At 65.8% G+C, this 14,742-nt stretch carries 13 protein-coding genes; 5 read left to right on the plus strand and 8 right to left on the minus strand.

Features of this window, described 5'->3' with window-relative positions:
- Nucleotides 1–12 precede the first annotated feature (12 nt).
- The 5 genes from EV650_RS15500 to EV650_RS15520 all read right to left on the minus strand — a co-directional run bounded on the left by EV650_RS15500 (nucleotide 13) and on the right by EV650_RS15520 (nucleotide 6,959).
- Nucleotides 13–1,092 (minus strand): N-acetylglucosamine kinase, encoded by a 1,080-nt coding sequence (locus EV650_RS15500; RefSeq protein WP_166678137.1) that lies wholly within the window; start codon nucleotides 1,090–1,092, stop codon nucleotides 13–15.
- Nucleotides 1,085–1,942, minus strand: coding sequence for a carbohydrate ABC transporter permease (locus EV650_RS15505; protein ID WP_134119448.1), 858 nt, complete (start codon nucleotides 1,940–1,942; stop codon nucleotides 1,085–1,087). Before EV650_RS15505 ends, EV650_RS15500 begins: the two co-directional genes overlap by 8 nt.
- Entirely contained in the window at nucleotides 1,939–2,871 is a 933-nt protein-coding gene (locus tag EV650_RS15510; RefSeq protein ID WP_202874518.1) for a carbohydrate ABC transporter permease, read from the minus strand. The genes EV650_RS15505 and EV650_RS15510 overlap by 4 nt, the downstream gene beginning before the upstream one ends.
- Before the next feature lie 175 nt (nucleotides 2,872–3,046).
- Entirely contained in the window at nucleotides 3,047–4,414 is a 1,368-nt protein-coding gene (locus EV650_RS15515) for an ABC transporter substrate-binding protein (protein ID WP_166678138.1), read from the minus strand.
- A gap of 28 nt (nucleotides 4,415–4,442) precedes the next feature.
- Nucleotides 4,443–6,959 carry an Ig-like domain-containing domain gene (locus tag EV650_RS15520; protein ID WP_134119451.1) on the minus strand — a complete coding sequence of 839 codons (2,517 nt, stop codon included), beginning with the start codon at nucleotides 6,957–6,959 and terminating at the stop codon, nucleotides 4,443–4,445.
- A gap of 114 nt (nucleotides 6,960–7,073) precedes the next feature.
- On the opposite strand from EV650_RS15520, the gene EV650_RS15525 reads away from it, so the two are divergent.
- Nucleotides 7,074–7,820, plus strand: a complete 747-nt coding sequence (locus tag EV650_RS15525) for a GntR family transcriptional regulator (RefSeq protein WP_134119452.1) — start codon at nucleotides 7,074–7,076, stop codon at nucleotides 7,818–7,820.
- On the opposite strand, the gene EV650_RS15530 is transcribed toward EV650_RS15525, so the two are convergent.
- Nucleotides 7,817–8,965 (minus strand): sensor histidine kinase, encoded by a 1,149-nt coding sequence (locus EV650_RS15530; protein WP_134119453.1) that lies wholly within the window; start codon nucleotides 8,963–8,965, stop codon nucleotides 7,817–7,819. The genes EV650_RS15525 and EV650_RS15530 overlap by 4 nt on opposite strands.
- Nucleotides 8,962–9,618 (minus strand): response regulator transcription factor, encoded by a 657-nt coding sequence (locus EV650_RS15535; protein ID WP_166678139.1) that lies wholly within the window; start codon nucleotides 9,616–9,618, stop codon nucleotides 8,962–8,964. The genes EV650_RS15530 and EV650_RS15535 overlap by 4 nt, the downstream gene beginning before the upstream one ends.
- Nucleotides 9,619–9,709: 91 nt before the next feature.
- Here EV650_RS15535 and EV650_RS15540 point away from each other — a divergent pair, with 91 nt between their 5' ends.
- The 4 genes from EV650_RS15540 to EV650_RS15555 are packed head-to-tail and all read left to right on the plus strand — an operon-like array spanning nucleotide 9,710 to nucleotide 13,197.
- Nucleotides 9,710–10,219 (plus strand): hypothetical protein, encoded by a 510-nt coding sequence (locus EV650_RS15540; protein WP_134119454.1) that lies wholly within the window; start codon nucleotides 9,710–9,712, stop codon nucleotides 10,217–10,219.
- Nucleotides 10,216–11,307: a peptidoglycan-binding protein gene (locus tag EV650_RS15545; RefSeq protein ID WP_134119455.1), complete on the plus strand. Its 1,092-nt coding sequence runs from the start codon at nucleotides 10,216–10,218 to the stop codon at nucleotides 11,305–11,307. The genes EV650_RS15540 and EV650_RS15545 overlap by 4 nt, the downstream gene beginning before the upstream one ends.
- Complete coding sequence (locus tag EV650_RS15550; RefSeq protein ID WP_134119456.1) at nucleotides 11,304–12,014, plus strand: ABC transporter ATP-binding protein; 711 nt, start codon at nucleotides 11,304–11,306, stop codon at nucleotides 12,012–12,014. Before EV650_RS15545 ends, EV650_RS15550 begins: the two co-directional genes overlap by 4 nt.
- Complete coding sequence (locus EV650_RS15555) at nucleotides 12,004–13,197, plus strand: ABC transporter permease (protein WP_134119457.1); 1,194 nt, start codon at nucleotides 12,004–12,006, stop codon at nucleotides 13,195–13,197. The genes EV650_RS15550 and EV650_RS15555 overlap by 11 nt, the downstream gene beginning before the upstream one ends.
- Nucleotides 13,198–13,206: 9 nt before the next feature.
- Here EV650_RS15555 and EV650_RS15560 read toward each other — a convergent pair whose 3' ends face one another.
- On the minus strand, nucleotides 13,207–14,691 hold the full coding sequence (locus EV650_RS15560; RefSeq protein ID WP_134119458.1) for an MFS transporter: 1,485 nt from the start codon (nucleotides 14,689–14,691) through the stop codon (nucleotides 13,207–13,209).
- Nucleotides 14,692–14,742: the final 51 nt, after the last annotated feature.

Genomic DNA, 14,742 nt, shown 5'->3' on the forward strand with positions numbered 1-14,742 from the left:
GTGTGTGCGACCTCAAAAATGTGTAGGGCTGGGATGGATGTCGGTCTTCGCCAGCATCGGCAGCAGTGACGACAGCGATGACTCGATGCGGGCCTCGACGATGGGATCCGCGGCGGGTACGCCGAGACTGAGCAACGCCAACCAATAGGCACCGATGACCGGAGGGTGACGTGGATCGAGGAGAGTGTGGTCCGGCATCAGTACCCGCAGCCGATCAGCGAACGAAATCCAGACGCGGTTCCGAGGCCGGAACACTCCGCCAGCCGGTACGACGCTCTGCCAGCTCACCGCCGGGTCCGTCAGGGGCACAATGCCCGCCGCACGTGCGGTTTGCGCAGCCAGAGTCGCCAGGTGGTGACCAGCCTGGTCGGCGATTCGTACGGCGATGGGGTCCCCGTCACTGGCCGCGGCGACGACTGGCTGTGCGAGGGCCGCTACGGCCGCGCGATCGAGGTCGGCGTAAACCCGTGCCGCGACGCCACGGAGATCCTGCGCGGCGAAGTGTTCGACGACACGATCGACAAACTCGGTTCCGGCCGTCCATTCGGTTCGGGCACTTTCGACGATGGCGATAGCTGCCTTGATGGCCTCGAGCCCGATCCAGAAACCACTGCCTTCATCTCCTAGCAGGAATCCCCAGCCGCCACGGATAACCGGCTTGCCCTCTGGCGGCACCGCGACGGCGATCGATCCGGTCCCGGCGATTACCGCGATGCCAGGACCACCCTGCGTGCCCGCGGCTAGCGCGGCCAGCGCGTCTGACTCCGCGACGATCCGGCGGCAGTCTGCGAGGCCTGCGACGATGCCCGGCGCGATGTCTGCGCCACCGGTCAGCGACAGGTAGGCGACCTCGATATGGACATCGCCCGGCGGTCCGACCGAACCCTCCGCGGTCGTAAGGGCTCCAATGACCGCCGCACGGAGAGCGCGGGTCATGACCTCATGGTTGCGCTCCGTCCGGACATGGACCAATGGGCCGCCACGACCAACGCCGAGCACCGTGCCGTCGTCTCGGCCGAGTACGGCGAGCGTGGCCGTCTGACCGCCGTCGACGGCCAGCACAAGCCGGCCCGCACCGGCCGTGTCAGCCACGGACAGCTCCCGCCATGACGCCTCTCACGATGAATCGCTGGAAGACCAGGTAGATGGCCAGGGCGGGAACCATCGTGATCGTCGTCGCGGCCATCATCAGCCCGTACTGCGAGAAGAACGTCCCTTGGAAGGTCATCAGGCCAACCTGCAAGGGCATCCGTTGCTGATCGGAGAAAACGACCAGGGCGAACAGGAATTCGTTCCAGACGCTGAGGGCGGTGAAGATGGTGATGGTCGCCAGGGCGGGTTTGGCCAGCGGCAGCGCGATCAGCCGATAGACCTGAAGCCGGGTGGCGCCGTCGATCCTGGCACTCTCCTCGATCTCCCGCGGGATCTCCTCGAAGAAGCTGCGAAGGATGAAGATCGCCACCGGCAGACCGGCGTTGATCATTGGAAGGATGTATCCCAGCGGAGTGTCGATCAGACCGAGATTCACCAGCAGTACGTACAGCGGAATGAAGGACCCAGGAAGCGGGAAGGTCAGAAAGATGAGGAACAGGTAGAACACGAGGTTCTTCAGCGGGAAGCGCATCCGGGCGAACGCGTACGCCGCCAGCGACGAGATGATGAGAACGCCCGCGACAATCGTGACGGTGTAGATGACGCTGTTCTTGAAGTACGTGCTGAAATGCGCTTGCGTCCAGGCCTGGGTGTAGTTGCCGAGCTCAAGGTGACGCGGGATCAGATGGATGCCGGAGTAGATCTCCTGATTACTCTGCAGCGACGCCGACAGGGTCCACAGCAAGGGCAGCAAAGAGGCGACCGCCCACCCCAGCAGCGCAAGGTGAAGCAAGCGGCGCCGCGGCGCCCGTGAACCACGCGAGAGGAGCCGGCCCGCTGATGTGCTCATCGATCCGCTCCGCGGCGAGCAAGGCGCAGTTGCGCGATGGACACGGCGAGGAGAAGCACTCCGAAGATCACGGCCAGGGCCGACGCGTAGCCGAAATGAAACAGACCGAACGCTTCCCGGTAGATGTGCAGCACCGGCACTTCGGTCGAATACCCCGGCCCGCCGTTGGTCATGGCAAGCACCAGATTGAACATCTGCATGGCCCCCAGAATGGTAAGAATGTTGACGGTGGTGATGACCGGTCGGAGCAATGGCAGCGTGATGCTGAAGAAGATCCGCCGCTCCGAGGCACCATCGACAGCAGCTGCCTCGTACACCTCATCCGGGATCGATTGGAGCCCGGCGAGGTAGAGCAGGAACGGGTACCCAACCCCCTGCCAGATCGACGCCAGCGACACCGCCCACAACGCCGTACCGCCGTCACCGAGCCATGCTCGTGCCACGGAGTGCAGGCCCAGTTGGTCGAAGGCCTGGTTGATCGGGCCGCCGTACGGCTGGTACAGCCACTTCCAGATCACCGCGACGACGATGCCGCTGAGGATGGTGGGGACGTAGAAGGCGGTGCGGTACGCCGCCCGGCCGCGCCGGACCCGCTCCACACCGACCGCCAGGAGTAGTCCGAGCGGTGTCATCAACAGCAGGGCGGCGGCGACGAACAAGCCGCCGTTCAGCAACGATCGCCACCACAGGCTGTCGTGGAGTGCCGCGCTGTAGTTGTCCAGACCAACGAAGTTGGCGTGGTTCGACAGACCGTCCCAATCGCTGAAGCTGAGCGAGATCGTCCGGACGAATGGGTACACCGTGAACAGCAGAAAGAACGCCAGTGCCGGTACGACGAACAAAAGACCTTGTTTCCAGTCCTGATCGTAGCGGCGCTGGGACCGCGCCGGGCGGGCGGGCCGGTTGCCCGGCGCGGTCGCTTCCAGCACCTCACCCGAGCCAGACGGCCCCGCCGATACCGGCGACGGGACCGCCTGCGGCTCACCAACCGGAGGTGAGGGATTCGGCCGACCGGAATCGGACTGGCCGGCAGAACCGGTCGCCGAGCCTGCGTTGGATCGAGTGGGGTGGTTCACCTGGACCGTCGCTTTCTTCAGTCGATCGTCACTTGGCCTGGCCGGTGGACTGGGCGTGTTGTAACGCAGCGGCGACGGCGGCCGGTGCTGACTTGCCGGCCAGGATGTTCTGCAGACCGGCATGCAGGGACGTGTTCACCGCGGCAGGCATGCTGTGCGGCAGCGAGGGGAAGACCTTGTCCATCTCAGCCGCGAACTTCTGCAGCACTGGTGTGGTCGAGATCTTGCCGGCGACCTCGCGGTTGGCCGGGAGGTTCGCGCTGGTCGTGGCGTACTTCACCTGCTGGTCAGGGTCGGTCAACCAGCGCACGAACTTGACCGCTTCGTCCTTGTGCGGCGATGTACCGACGACGAGGAGTTGAGCTCCGACCCCACCGGGGATGGCGAGCTTTCCTGTGGCGCCGCCGACCGAGGGCGGCAACATCACGTCGTAGTCGGTGAATCCTGGATTCTTCTGCTTGAAGACGCCGACCGCCCACGAGCCGTCGAAGATCATGCCTGCCTGACCGTTCGCGAACAGGCTCTCCGCTGCCGGCATATCTGCGGCGAGAATCCCCTGTGCGAGCGCCTTGGACTCACGCAACTGCTGGAACAGTCCGAGGAAATCCAGCCAGGCAGGATCTGTGTACTTCCGCTTGCCGCTGAAGGTGGCGTCCATCGCGTCGGCGCCGATGACGTCGTACTGGTACATCTGGGCGAAGGAGTCGAGAGGCCAGGACGCGAACCCGGACGTGAAAGGAACGACACCTGCCGTGGCGAGCTTCGCGCTGGCGTCGAGGAAGTCCGCGAAGGTCGCTGGCGGCGCGCTGATCCCAGCCTTCGCGAAGTGCTTGGTGTTGTAGAGGATCTGCATGTTGTTCGCGTCGAGCGGCACGAGGTAGGGACCAGGTGGGACGCCGAAGCTGTTGCCGGGTTGGAAGGAGCCGGCCTGCAGGTGTGCGGGATAAAACCGCTGGCTCCAGCCGTCGTTCATGGCTGCCTGGAGGTTGAGGATCGTTCCCTGCTTGGCGTACGGCGCCAGCCCGTCACCGACCCCGGTCCAGCCTGCCGCGACGTCGGGAAGCCGTCCGGCCTGCGCGGCTGCCTGGAACTTCTGGCCCAAGGTGTCGCCCGGAATGAGCTGCAACTTCACCGTCACACCGGTCTGATCGTGGTACTGATCGGCGAACTGTTGTAGCAATTCGGCGCGGTCCGTGAAGTAGTGCCAGAAGTTCAGGGTGACCGACGACTTGCCTGAGCTGCTGCTCGCGCTCGACTTGTCGTTGCCGCCGGGGGCGCATCCTGCGACCGTCAGAGAGATTCCGGCCAGGGCGGTCAGGACGGAGCGACGGCTGAACCCGCGGGGGGTTTGTTCAGCCGTAGCCGAGGCGGGTGGTGGTACGTGAGACCTGTTCATCGGATAGTCACGCCTTTCGGGTTCCTGGTCAGAACCACAGCGAGTGGTCGCGGTCGAAGGTGAGAATGCGGATGAGGTGGCCGGCAGTGATCGCCAGCGTGGCCGGGTTGCGGCGTCCCTCGATGCTGAGATATTCGTCGACGAAGTGCTGGGCGGCAGCTGGATCCCCGACCCGCAGGGCGGCCTGGGCCCACCACATGTATTGGGGCGTGTCATTGATGGCCAGCGGTCGCTGATCAGCCTGGCCGACATCAAATTTCTGCACGAGTTGCTGGAACAGCGGGAGGTCCCCCGGTCCACCGATGTGCGATAGCGGGAGCACCGATGCCAGCGCGTCGGGGAACCAATGCTCGAGCGGACCTTCCTGGATTCCGTTCGGATGGACGGCTACCGCGAAGTGCCCATCTGGCTGCACCGGATAGCGCGCACGCAGCGCGTAGAGGTTGCGCGCGGCGAGATAGGCGGCGAGACGGCGCTGCACGGCATCGTGTACGTCGCGGGCGAGGCGGACCGCCGCGACCTCTCCGTTGTAGGTCTCGGCGTTGTCCATCGCGAACCGGACCGGGTAGCTCTGCTTGGCGATGGTCGTGCCATCGGTCAGGAAGACGGTGTCGAGAGCGCGTTCCGCCTTGGTCACAAAGGGCTGCACGGCCTGCAGGTACTGCTTCCGGGCTACCCCGGCCGGCGTGACCTGAACGCGCTTCTGCACCGCCAACAGGTAGGTGGCCGCGTACGAGTCCACAGAGTCGTGGTCGCCGGTGTCGACGCAGTTCGGGTATACACCCAAGCAGTCGTCGACGATTCCGTCCGCGTCCATATGACTCTGGTACCAAGCCAACCACTGGTCGGCCGCTTCCCGGTAGGCACGTTTTCCGGTCACCTCGAAGGCTCGCAGCAGTCCGAGGGTGGCGTAGTTCGCGGCGTATGGATCGACCTTGCCGCTCCAGGGATCGCCAACCGGTCCAACCACCAAGCTGCCGTCAGGCTTCTGGCTGGTCAGAATCTGGTCCGCCAGTTCCCGGACCTGTGTCTTGATCTCCGGGGTCAGGCTGCCAACCGGCGAATCGTCATCCTTGGCCGCAGCCCGCACCTGTGTAGCGAAGGGCGTCAGACTCTGAGTCACCTGCACATCGTCGACAGTGAAGGCGGCCTCACCACCTGTCGCCGTTTCCAGCTTCAACTCAACGCTCCGCACGAACTGACCGACCAGCCCCGGGTCGATATCGGACAATGCGAGTTGGACGTGCCGCCATTCGCCGGTCGGAATCGATCCGGCGTCGAGCACCCGGAACTTCGTGTATCCCGCGTCCGTGGCAGCCGCGACGACAAGATCGGCGGGCTCAGCAGAGCCGTCCACGCGGAACCAGAATCCGATCGAGCTGTTCTCATCGAGCCAGTGCGCCGTCCGGATGTGGGAGATAACGAACGGCCCAGCGGCGGTGCCGACACCTTGCAGCGCGGTTCCACCGGAGTGCACCGGGCTGGTGACGATCTGGGCCGACGAGCTATCCGCGTTGCTGTACAGACTCCACGGCGCGGCGCTGGTCAGCTCATCGCGCAACAACGTTTCGGGAGGCGCCGGATTCGTGCCTGCGGCCGTCCGGAAACCCCAGGTGATCGGTTGGTCGAGCGATACGCCCGCGGCAGATCGCACGTCGGTGATGCTCACATCGACGTCCGCATTCGGCGGTAGCGGATGGAGAGGGACGACCATCACCGCGTGCTGACCGGCCGCGTAGCGGACCGCCGCTGGGACCGCCTGTCCCGCGATACTGACGGTCGCGGAGGCGTCGGTCACGCTGGTGCGGTCCAGCGCCGTGTTCAGGAAGGCTGTGATGACCCTGTTCGGACGGACGTTGGTCGCCCCATCGACCGGCGAGGTCGCACTAGCCTGCGGTGGCGGCTGAACACCGTTTGCGATCTCGACATCGTCGATGGTGAAGTCCGCCGTACCGGCTGCTGAATCGGTGACGGCCTTCACAACGAATCGGGTGATAGCGGCCCCGGCGAGCTGATCGGACACGTCCGTCAGCGCTATCGATGCTCGAGTCCAGGCGCCGGTAGCGATCCCCGCCGGCACCGTCGTGAAGTAGTCCGCTCCAGCGGCGGTGCGGACCTCGACCACCAAACTGCGGAAGGTGGCGGTTCCTTCGGCCAGGTACCAGAAACTCAGGGCTGAGTTGTCCTCGTTGAACGACAGGCCGTCGCGGATGTGCGCCAAGCCGATCTCGGACTGAGCCGGATCAGCGGTGGCGGTACCACGGAGCGCACCAATACCACCGTGTGTCGGCGAATTCACGACCTGTGCCGCACCGTCGCGGCCGTTGGTGTAGTACGTCCAGCCAGGGGCTCCTGCTTCGAAGTCCTCGCTGAAAACCACACTAGCCCCACCGGCCGCGGTCGCCGTGCGGGCCGAGGCTGGGCATGCCAAGGTTGCACACAGAGCCAGCACGGTGACCGCAACTGCGACGGCGATCGCGCGCGGTTTGGACGTGTTGCTCGACCGGAATGACGAGTTCAGAGAGGACGGCGGGAGGAAGAACATGGCAGCTCCTCGTATAAGATGATATCTTTATACGGACTACTCAAACCGCCTGTCAAGCGATCCTCCGAGGCCACCGACGCCCGGTCCCGGAGAGACTCGAGGGAGTGACGTCACGTGACCGCTGGGAGCGCGCCGCTGTACGCGCAGGTGACCGACATGCTGCGCACACGCATCGAAGGCAAGCACTGGAAGCCAGGCGACCGGCTGCCGGCCGAGCAGCAGCTGTGCCAGGAGTTCCGCGTCAGCAGCATCACGATGCGGCGCGCGCTCGCGTCGCTGGTCGCCGAAGGGAAGCTCGTCCGGCACCAGGGCCGCGGCACATTCGTTGCCGACAGTCACCACCTCGTCCTAGGCCCACCCAGACTGTCCTCCTTCAGCGAGGATCTTCAGCAGCGCGGCTGGGCCTCGACCTCGAAGGTCCTGCGCCTCGAAACGATCTCCGGGCCTGAGGAGATCACCTCCCGGCTCGGCATGTCGCCAGGAGCCGAACTCACGGTTCTTCGACGGCTGCGACTGGCCGACGACGAGCCCATCGGGATCCAGACCGCTTGGCTTCCCGCGCATCTCGCTCCCGACCTCGACCAGGCCAGCAGTCTGGAGACGGAATCGCTGTATGAGGTTCTGCGCCGCGACTACGGCATCACCGCCACCCAGGCCACGGAAACCTTCAGCGCGGCACTCGTCGAGACTGGCGACGCCGACCTGCTGACCGTGCCCGCGGGATCGGCCGCGTTCCGGGTCGAGCGGCTCACGACCGACGGCACGAACCGCCCGATCGAGTTCGTCAGATCCGTCATCCGGGGCGACCGCTATACAGTCGCGCTCAACCTGTCCAGGTTGCCTGCGGGTATCGGGTCTTAGGTGACGATCGGCAGACTGACCCGGACGGTGAGACCGCCTTCTGGGTTGGCCTGTGCGTTGGCGTCGCCTCCGTGTGCGCGTGCCACCGCACGGACGATCGACAACCCCAACCCGGAACCCTTGTGACCGGTTCGTACCCGACCCCTGCGGAAGGGCTCGAACAGCGACTCCACGTCGTACTCGGGTATCACTGGACCGGTGTTGACCACGGTCAGCTCCGCGTGCTCACGCGACTGTCTGGTCTCCACGTCCACTCGCCCGCCCGTGATGTTGTAGCGAACGGCGTTCTCCACCAGGTTCTCCACCAACCGCCCGAGCAGCACCGGATCGCCTGCGGTTCGTGCTCCCTTCAGTGAGCTCCTAATCGTCAGTTCTGTCTCGGTTGCTTCGATCACCTCGGCTGCGATCGAGGCGAGGTCGGTCGGCTCCTTCTCGAACGCGGCCCCCTCGCTCTCCGCGAGCAGTAACAGCCCCTCGATCAGTTGTTCATGCCGCTCGTTGACCTTGAGCAGCGAGGTGCCCAGATCCTTCGTCTGGTCTGGTACACCAGCTTCGCCGAGCGCGATCTCGACCAGCAGGCGGTTCATCGCCAGCGGCGTGCGCAGCTCGTGGGACGCGTTGGCGACGAACCTGCGCTGCCCGTCGAACGATCGGTCCAGCCGCTCCAGCATCTCGTCGAAGCTGTCGGCCAGCCGCTTCACATCGTCCTCCGGACCGCGCAGCGCGATCCGCTCGTGCAGGCCGGACCCGATCCCATCTGCCGCGGCGATCCGTTGGGCGGTCTCGCGGATCCGTTGCACGGGTCGAAGCGCTCGCCCGGCGATCACCCACCCGGACGCCCCGGCGAGCAGGCCGACCCCGAGCAGCGCGAGTCCACCTTGGGTCAGCAGCGACCGCCCGGCCGTCGCGCGTACCTCGTCCTGCTGACGCCGGATCTCGTCAACCAGCTTGTCCATGTCGCGGCCGGGGGTGTTCGTGGCCTCGGCTCGGAGCGCGGTGACGCGCGCGTCGGTCTGCCGATTCAGCTGTGCGGCAAGGCTGTTCTGAACCAGGACATACGTCACACCAAGTAGCATCGCGCCGGCGACGAGGAAGAGACCGCCATACAGCACCGTCAGGCGCCCCCGCAGGGTCCAGCTCCTCATGGCAACCGGTAGCCCGCGCCGGGCACGGTCTCGACCAAGGGCGGGTCACCCAGCTTGCGACGCAGCTTCATCACCGTCACCCGGACCGCGTTCGTGAACGGATCGATGTTCTCGTCCCACGCCTTCTCCAGCAGCGTTTCCGCCGACACCACGGATCCCTCAGCGCGCAGCAGCTCCGCGAGAACGGCGAACTCGCGGTTGGCCAGCGTGATCGACCGCCCGTCCCGCTCGATCGACCGCCGGGCCGGATCCAGCCTGATGCCGGCGCGCTCGAGCAGCGGCGGCACGGCCGGTTGAGAACGCCGGGCCAGCGCGTGCACCCGGGCCGCCAGCTCGGCGAACGAGAACGGCTTGCCCAGATAGTCGTCCGCTCCGATCGCCAGACCTGCCACCCGCTGCCGAACCGCGGTCGATGCCGTCAGCATCAATATCCGCGCGGACGATCCACTGTCGACGATCCGCCGGCACACCTCGTCGCCATGCACGAGCGGCAGGTCCCGGTCCAGGACGACCACGTCGTACGCGTACAAGCCGATCCGCTCCAGCGCAGCGGCGCCGTCGTACACCACGTCGACGGCGAAGGACTCGCGGCGCAGGCCCCGCGCGACCGCATCCGCCAGCACGTCCTCGTCCTCGACCACCAGGATCCGCATACCTCCATCGTGCCGGGCAGCTTGTAACCAGGACATAACCGACATGCTGCTGGTTACGCTGCGGTTATTCCTCGACCGCTTCAGTGGTCGCATGACAACGAAACGAACCGCGGTACTCCTTCTGCTCGCCGTCTCCCTGACCGGATGCTTCGGCGGCACGAGCGACAAGGTAGCGACGGCCAATACGCCGGCGGCGACCGTAACAGCTTCGGCGCCGGCGGTACCCACAAGCACTACGAGCACAGCCAAGACCTTCAGCGAGTGCATGGCGGACCACGGCGTCGACGTCCCCGAGCCCGAGCCTGGCAAGGGCCTGGCCGGAATCGATCCGGCGCTGGCCGAGACGCCGGCCTTCAAGACGGCGCTCGAGGCCTGCAAGAACCTGATCCAGGGTGGCGTCCGCAGCAGCCAGCCACAGGACATGGACAAGTACCTGGCTTTCGCCAAGTGCATGCGAGGCAACGGGTTGCCGGACTTCCCGGACCCCAAGCCGGGCGACAAGAACGGACTGTTCGGCGGCAGCAACGTCGACCGTAACAGCCCGGCCTTCCAGAAGGCGTCCAAAGCTTGCACCCACGTCCTGAGCGGGGCGGCCGGATGAGAACACGGCTCTTGATCGGCGGCGGCCTGGTCGCGGTGGTCGTGCTCGTCGTGGTGATCGTCGGTGTCGGCGGAGGTGGCAACGAGTCGTCGGCAGGCAACGGGTTGCCGCCGGCAACAGCCACCGTGACGAAGGCCGACCTGGTTCAGTCCGTTCATGTGAGCGGGACCCTGTCGTACGGCGTACCGCAGGCGATGACCGCCGCGGCAAACACCGGCGTCGTCACCTGGATCGCACCGGAGGGTTCGATCGTGAAGGTCGGCCAGCCGGTGTACAGGATCGACAACGTGCCAGTGATCCTGCTGCAGGGCACAACACCCCTCTTCCGCGCGCTCGGCCCAGACTCCAAGGGATCGGACGTTCTGGAAATCGAGCAAAACCTCGCGCTGCTCGGTTTCTTCAAGCAGAAGGCGAACACGGTGTACGACGCCGCCACGGTGAGTGCGGTCAACGCGTGGCAGCAGGCGACCGGACAGCCGGTGACCGGCTCGGTGGATCCGCACCTCGTGGTGATGGCCCAGCTCGGGCCGCCGGCGAACCTGATCGGGAACGGCGACATCCGTGTCGCGCTGCACTCGCTGGAGATCGGCGACCGGGTCGGCTCGAACGCGAACAACGGGATCATCACCTATACCGGGACTAAGCCGCTGGTAGTGGTCGGGCTCGATGTGGCCAAGCAGTACCTGGTGAAGAAGGGGCTGAAGGCAACCGTCACGCTTCCGACCGGAAAGTCGTCGGCCGGGACTGTGGCCAGTGTCTCCAAGGTCGCGACGGTTCCCGATCCGGGTGACAAAGACGCCCAGCCGCCGACCATTCCGGTCGTCATCACGCTCGCCGATCCGGCCTCGGCCGGTGAGCTCGATGCCGCACCTGTCGACGTGGCGCTGGTGTCGGCACAGAAGACCGGCGTACTCGCAGTGCCGATCTCGGCGCTGGTCGCGCTGGCCGAAGGTGGGTACGGCGTCCAGGTCGTCGCCGACGGCAAAGCGTCATACGTCCCGGTAGGAACGGGGATGTTCGCGGACGGGAAGGTCGAGATCTCCGGCAGCGGGATCAGCGCCGGGACTGTGGTCGGGGTGCCGTCGTGACCGCGTTGATCGAGCTGGAGCGCGCGACGAAGCGGTACGCCGGGGACGTCGTCGCGCTCGACGACGTGTCTATCAGCATCGGGCGTGGTGAGCTGGCCGGCATCGTCGGCCCCTCCGGCTCGGGTAAGTCGACGCTTCTGAACCTGATAGGGACGCTCGACCGTCCGACGTCGGGGACGGTTCGCATCGACGGTCACGACGTCGGCGAACTGTCGGATCGCGAGGTCTCGGCTCTCCGGTCGCAACTGATCGGCTTCGTCTTCCAGCAGTTCCACCTGACCGCTGGAGTGGTTGCACTCGACAACGTCGCCGACGGGCTGCTGTACGCCGGAGTGCCGCGAGCGGAACGTCTCCGGCGAGCTGCGGCTGCTCTACAGCAGGTCGGTCTGAGCCACCGCATGGAGCATCGTCCGCATGAACTGTCCGGGGGTGAACGCCAGCGCGTCGCCATCGCCAGGGCGCTCATCGGGCATCCGCCTCTACTCCTGGCGGACGAACCGACCGGCAACCTCGACAGCGCGGCCGGTGCGGGCGTCATGGATCTACTTCGCGGGCTCAACTCCGACGGTACGACGATCCTGATCATCACTCATGATCAGCAGATCGCGACGAGTCTTCCGCGCCGGCTGCCGATCAGCGACGGCCGGATGCAGCCCATCGCGCCCCCCGGCATCGGGGCTACCAAGGAGATCTGCCATGAGTCGTGAGCTCATTCCTGGACGACTGTCGTTGCCGGACTTGGTCCGGGTAGGGCAGGCCGGTCTCCGGGCTCGGCCGCTGCGTGTCCTGTTGTCGGCGCTGGGCATCGCGATCGGAATCGCCGCGATGGTCGCGGTGGTGGGGATTTCCAGCTCCAGCCGCGAGGATCTGAACCGGCAACTACAGTCGCTCGGAACGAACCTGTTGACGGCAGGCCCAGGGAAGAATCTGTTCGGCGAGGACGTGCATCTCCCGGCGGAGTCGGTAGCGATGGTCGGCCGGATCGAACCGGTCACCTCGGTCTCAGCGACCGCGCTGGTGCAGGATGCTTCGGTGTATCGGACGGACAAGATCCCGGCCGGACAAACTGGTGGCATCCAGGTCCTGGCCGCACAGGTGGATCTGCTCCCGACGATCAGTGGGCAATTGGCCGAAGGGGTGTTCCTCAATGAAGCCATCGCTCAGTACCCGGCGGTCGTTCTGGGTGCTCAGGCCGCCGATCACCTCGGTGCCGCGCCCCATCAGCAGGTCTACCTCGGCAAGCAGTGGTTCACGGTTGTCGGCGTCCTGCAACCTGCGCCGCTGGCGCCGGAGCTCGACAACGCCGCGCTGGTTGGTTGGCCGGCAGCCGAGAAACTTCTCGGTTTCGACGGCTATCCGACGACGATCTATGCACGGGCGGTCGAGGACGACGTGACCGCTGTACAGAAGGTGCTTGCGACAACGGCCAATCCCGAAGCCCCGAACGAGGTGGACGTGTCTCGCCCGTCCGACGCGCTGGCCGCACAGCAGGCCGCGGACGCGACACTCAACGCACTCCTCCTCGGGCTGGGCGCGGTCGCGCTGCTGGTCGGCGGCGTCGGCGTGGCGAACACCATGGTGATCTCGGTGCTTGAACGCCGCGGCGAGATCGGTCTTCGCCGCTCACTCGGCGCGACCCGCGCTCAGATCCGCTCGCAGTTCCTCGCCGAGGCACTCCTGCTGTCGACCCTCGGTGGAGTCGGCGGCGCCTTGATCGGATCGCTCGTCACCATCGGTTACGCGTTCTCCCGCGGCTGGCCAGCTGTCGTGCCGCCGTGGGCCCTGGCCGGTGGACTCCTCGCGACCCTGGTGCTCGGTAGCATCGCCGGCCTTTATCCGGCCATCCGGGCCGCCCGTCTGTCTCCGACGGAGGCGCTGTCGACTCCATAGCGACACCAGCTAGCGCCGGACGGCGTCATCGCGCAAGGACGCTGCGGCGACAACCAGCGCAAGCAGGGCGAACACGCACGCGATGACGAACCCGAGCCGCACGGCATCCGAAAGAACGGACTCAGCGGTGAACGCGATCAGTGTGGAGATGGCAAACGCGAGCGCTCCCCCCGCTTCCTGGCTAGCGCCGAGGATGCCACCGATGACGCCGGCTTCCGAGTTCGGCACATCGCGCATGATCGCGATCTGCAGCGCGACGAACGAGGATCCGATCCCCAGTCCCGCGATGACGAATCCCGGCAGCAGCGACAACGGGTAGCTGGCAAGCGGAGCCGACGCGCCGATCGCGGCGGTTCCCGCCGCCGTGAGACCGAACGCGAGAACTTCGACCTTTGCAGGACCCCAGCGCTCAACGAGACGCGATCCCGCGATCGAGCCCACAATGACGCTCATCGCGATCGGGAGGTACGCGATCCCAGTCAGCGTAGGCGTGAGACCGAGCACCCGGTTGAGGTAAAGACTTGCGAAGAAGAACAGCGTGAGGAGGGTACCGAAGGCAAGGATCGTCAGCACCAGCACCACGCGAACGCCGCTGCGGGCCAGCACGCTCGGGGGCACGATGGGGTGAGCGACGCGGCGCTCGACGAGGACCGCCGCAACCAGCAGAACGATCCCCACCGCAAGAAGCACGAATCCCAGCACTGTGGTCTGCTCGCTGACCTCGCCAAGGCCAAGGCATCCCGCGAGGAGACCGGTTGCAATGAAAACACCGCCGGCAACGTCGACCGGCCGGCGTTCGATCGCGGCGCCACTTGGACGGACGGTGTAGTGGATGCCAGCGAGGACGAGCACACCGACTGGCACATTAATCAGAAATGTTGCACGCCATCCCAGCGACTGGGTGAGCACGCCTCCAAGGATGACGCCTGCGACAGCACCGAGGCCACCGAGCGCGCCCCAGATCCCAAATGCCCGGGAACGGTCACGGCCTCCGGGGAATGCCTCGTTGAGCGCTGCAAGTGCGGCTGGAGACAATAGAGCGGCCCCGATCCCTTGGACGACTCGGGCCCCGATCAGCATTGGCGGGTTCAGACTGAGGCTCGCGAGTGCCGAAGCAATGACGAAGATCGCCGTACCGGTCACCAGGATCCGTCGATGACCCATCAGATCAGCCAGGCGTCCCCCGAGGATCAGCAGTCCACCGAGCGTCGCGCCGTATCCGGTTACCAAGTACTGCAACTGCCCGGCGCCGATGCCGAGGTCGGCGCCGATGGTCGGCAACGCGACATTGATGATGGAGACGCCGATGAAGACCATCGCCTGGGCAGCACAGAGTACGGCCAGGATTCCCCATCGGTGCCCCTGCCGTGGTGGATCGGCGGGTGAGCCACTCAGGGGGTGGGGCTGCTCCTGACGGGGCTGCGCCTGCGATTGATCCACTACTCGTCGAGCCATCAGCAGTCCTTTGTCGAGATCATCACTAGTTGAGATCATCGACTTTAAAGTTGATGATCTCAACAGTCAACATGACCATCGATCGTCTAC

Source organism: Kribbella kalugense (assembly GCF_004365875.1).
Lineage (GTDB): Bacteria > Actinomycetota > Actinomycetes > Propionibacteriales > Kribbellaceae > Kribbella > Kribbella kalugense.

Excerpts from the sequence above, each read along its gene's own strand:
- EV650_RS15505 (WP_134119448.1), bottom strand. The coding sequence starts at position 1,942 with ATGAGCACATCAGCGGGCCGGCTCCTCTCGCGTGGTTCACGGGCGCCG.
- EV650_RS15515 (WP_166678138.1), bottom strand. The coding sequence starts at position 4,414 with ATGAACAGGTCTCACGTACCACCACCCGCCTCGGCTACGGCTGAACAA.
- EV650_RS15520 (WP_134119451.1), bottom strand. The coding sequence starts at position 6,959 with ATGTTCTTCCTCCCGCCGTCCTCTCTGAACTCGTCATTCCGGTCGAGC.
- EV650_RS15530 (WP_134119453.1), bottom strand. The coding sequence starts at position 8,965 with ATGAGGAGCTGGACCCTGCGGGGGCGCCTGACGGTGCTGTATGGCGGT.
- EV650_RS15535 (WP_166678139.1), bottom strand. The coding sequence starts at position 9,618 with ATGCGGATCCTGGTGGTCGAGGACGAGGACGTGCTGGCGGATGCGGTC.
- EV650_RS15540 (WP_134119454.1), top strand. The coding sequence starts at position 9,710 with ATGACAACGAAACGAACCGCGGTACTCCTTCTGCTCGCCGTCTCCCTG.
- EV650_RS15545 (WP_134119455.1), top strand. The coding sequence starts at position 10,216 with ATGAGAACACGGCTCTTGATCGGCGGCGGCCTGGTCGCGGTGGTCGTG.
- EV650_RS15555 (WP_134119457.1), top strand. The coding sequence starts at position 12,004 with ATGAGTCGTGAGCTCATTCCTGGACGACTGTCGTTGCCGGACTTGGTC.
- EV650_RS15560 (WP_134119458.1), bottom strand. The coding sequence starts at position 14,691 with ATGATCTCAACTAGTGATGATCTCGACAAAGGACTGCTGATGGCTCGA.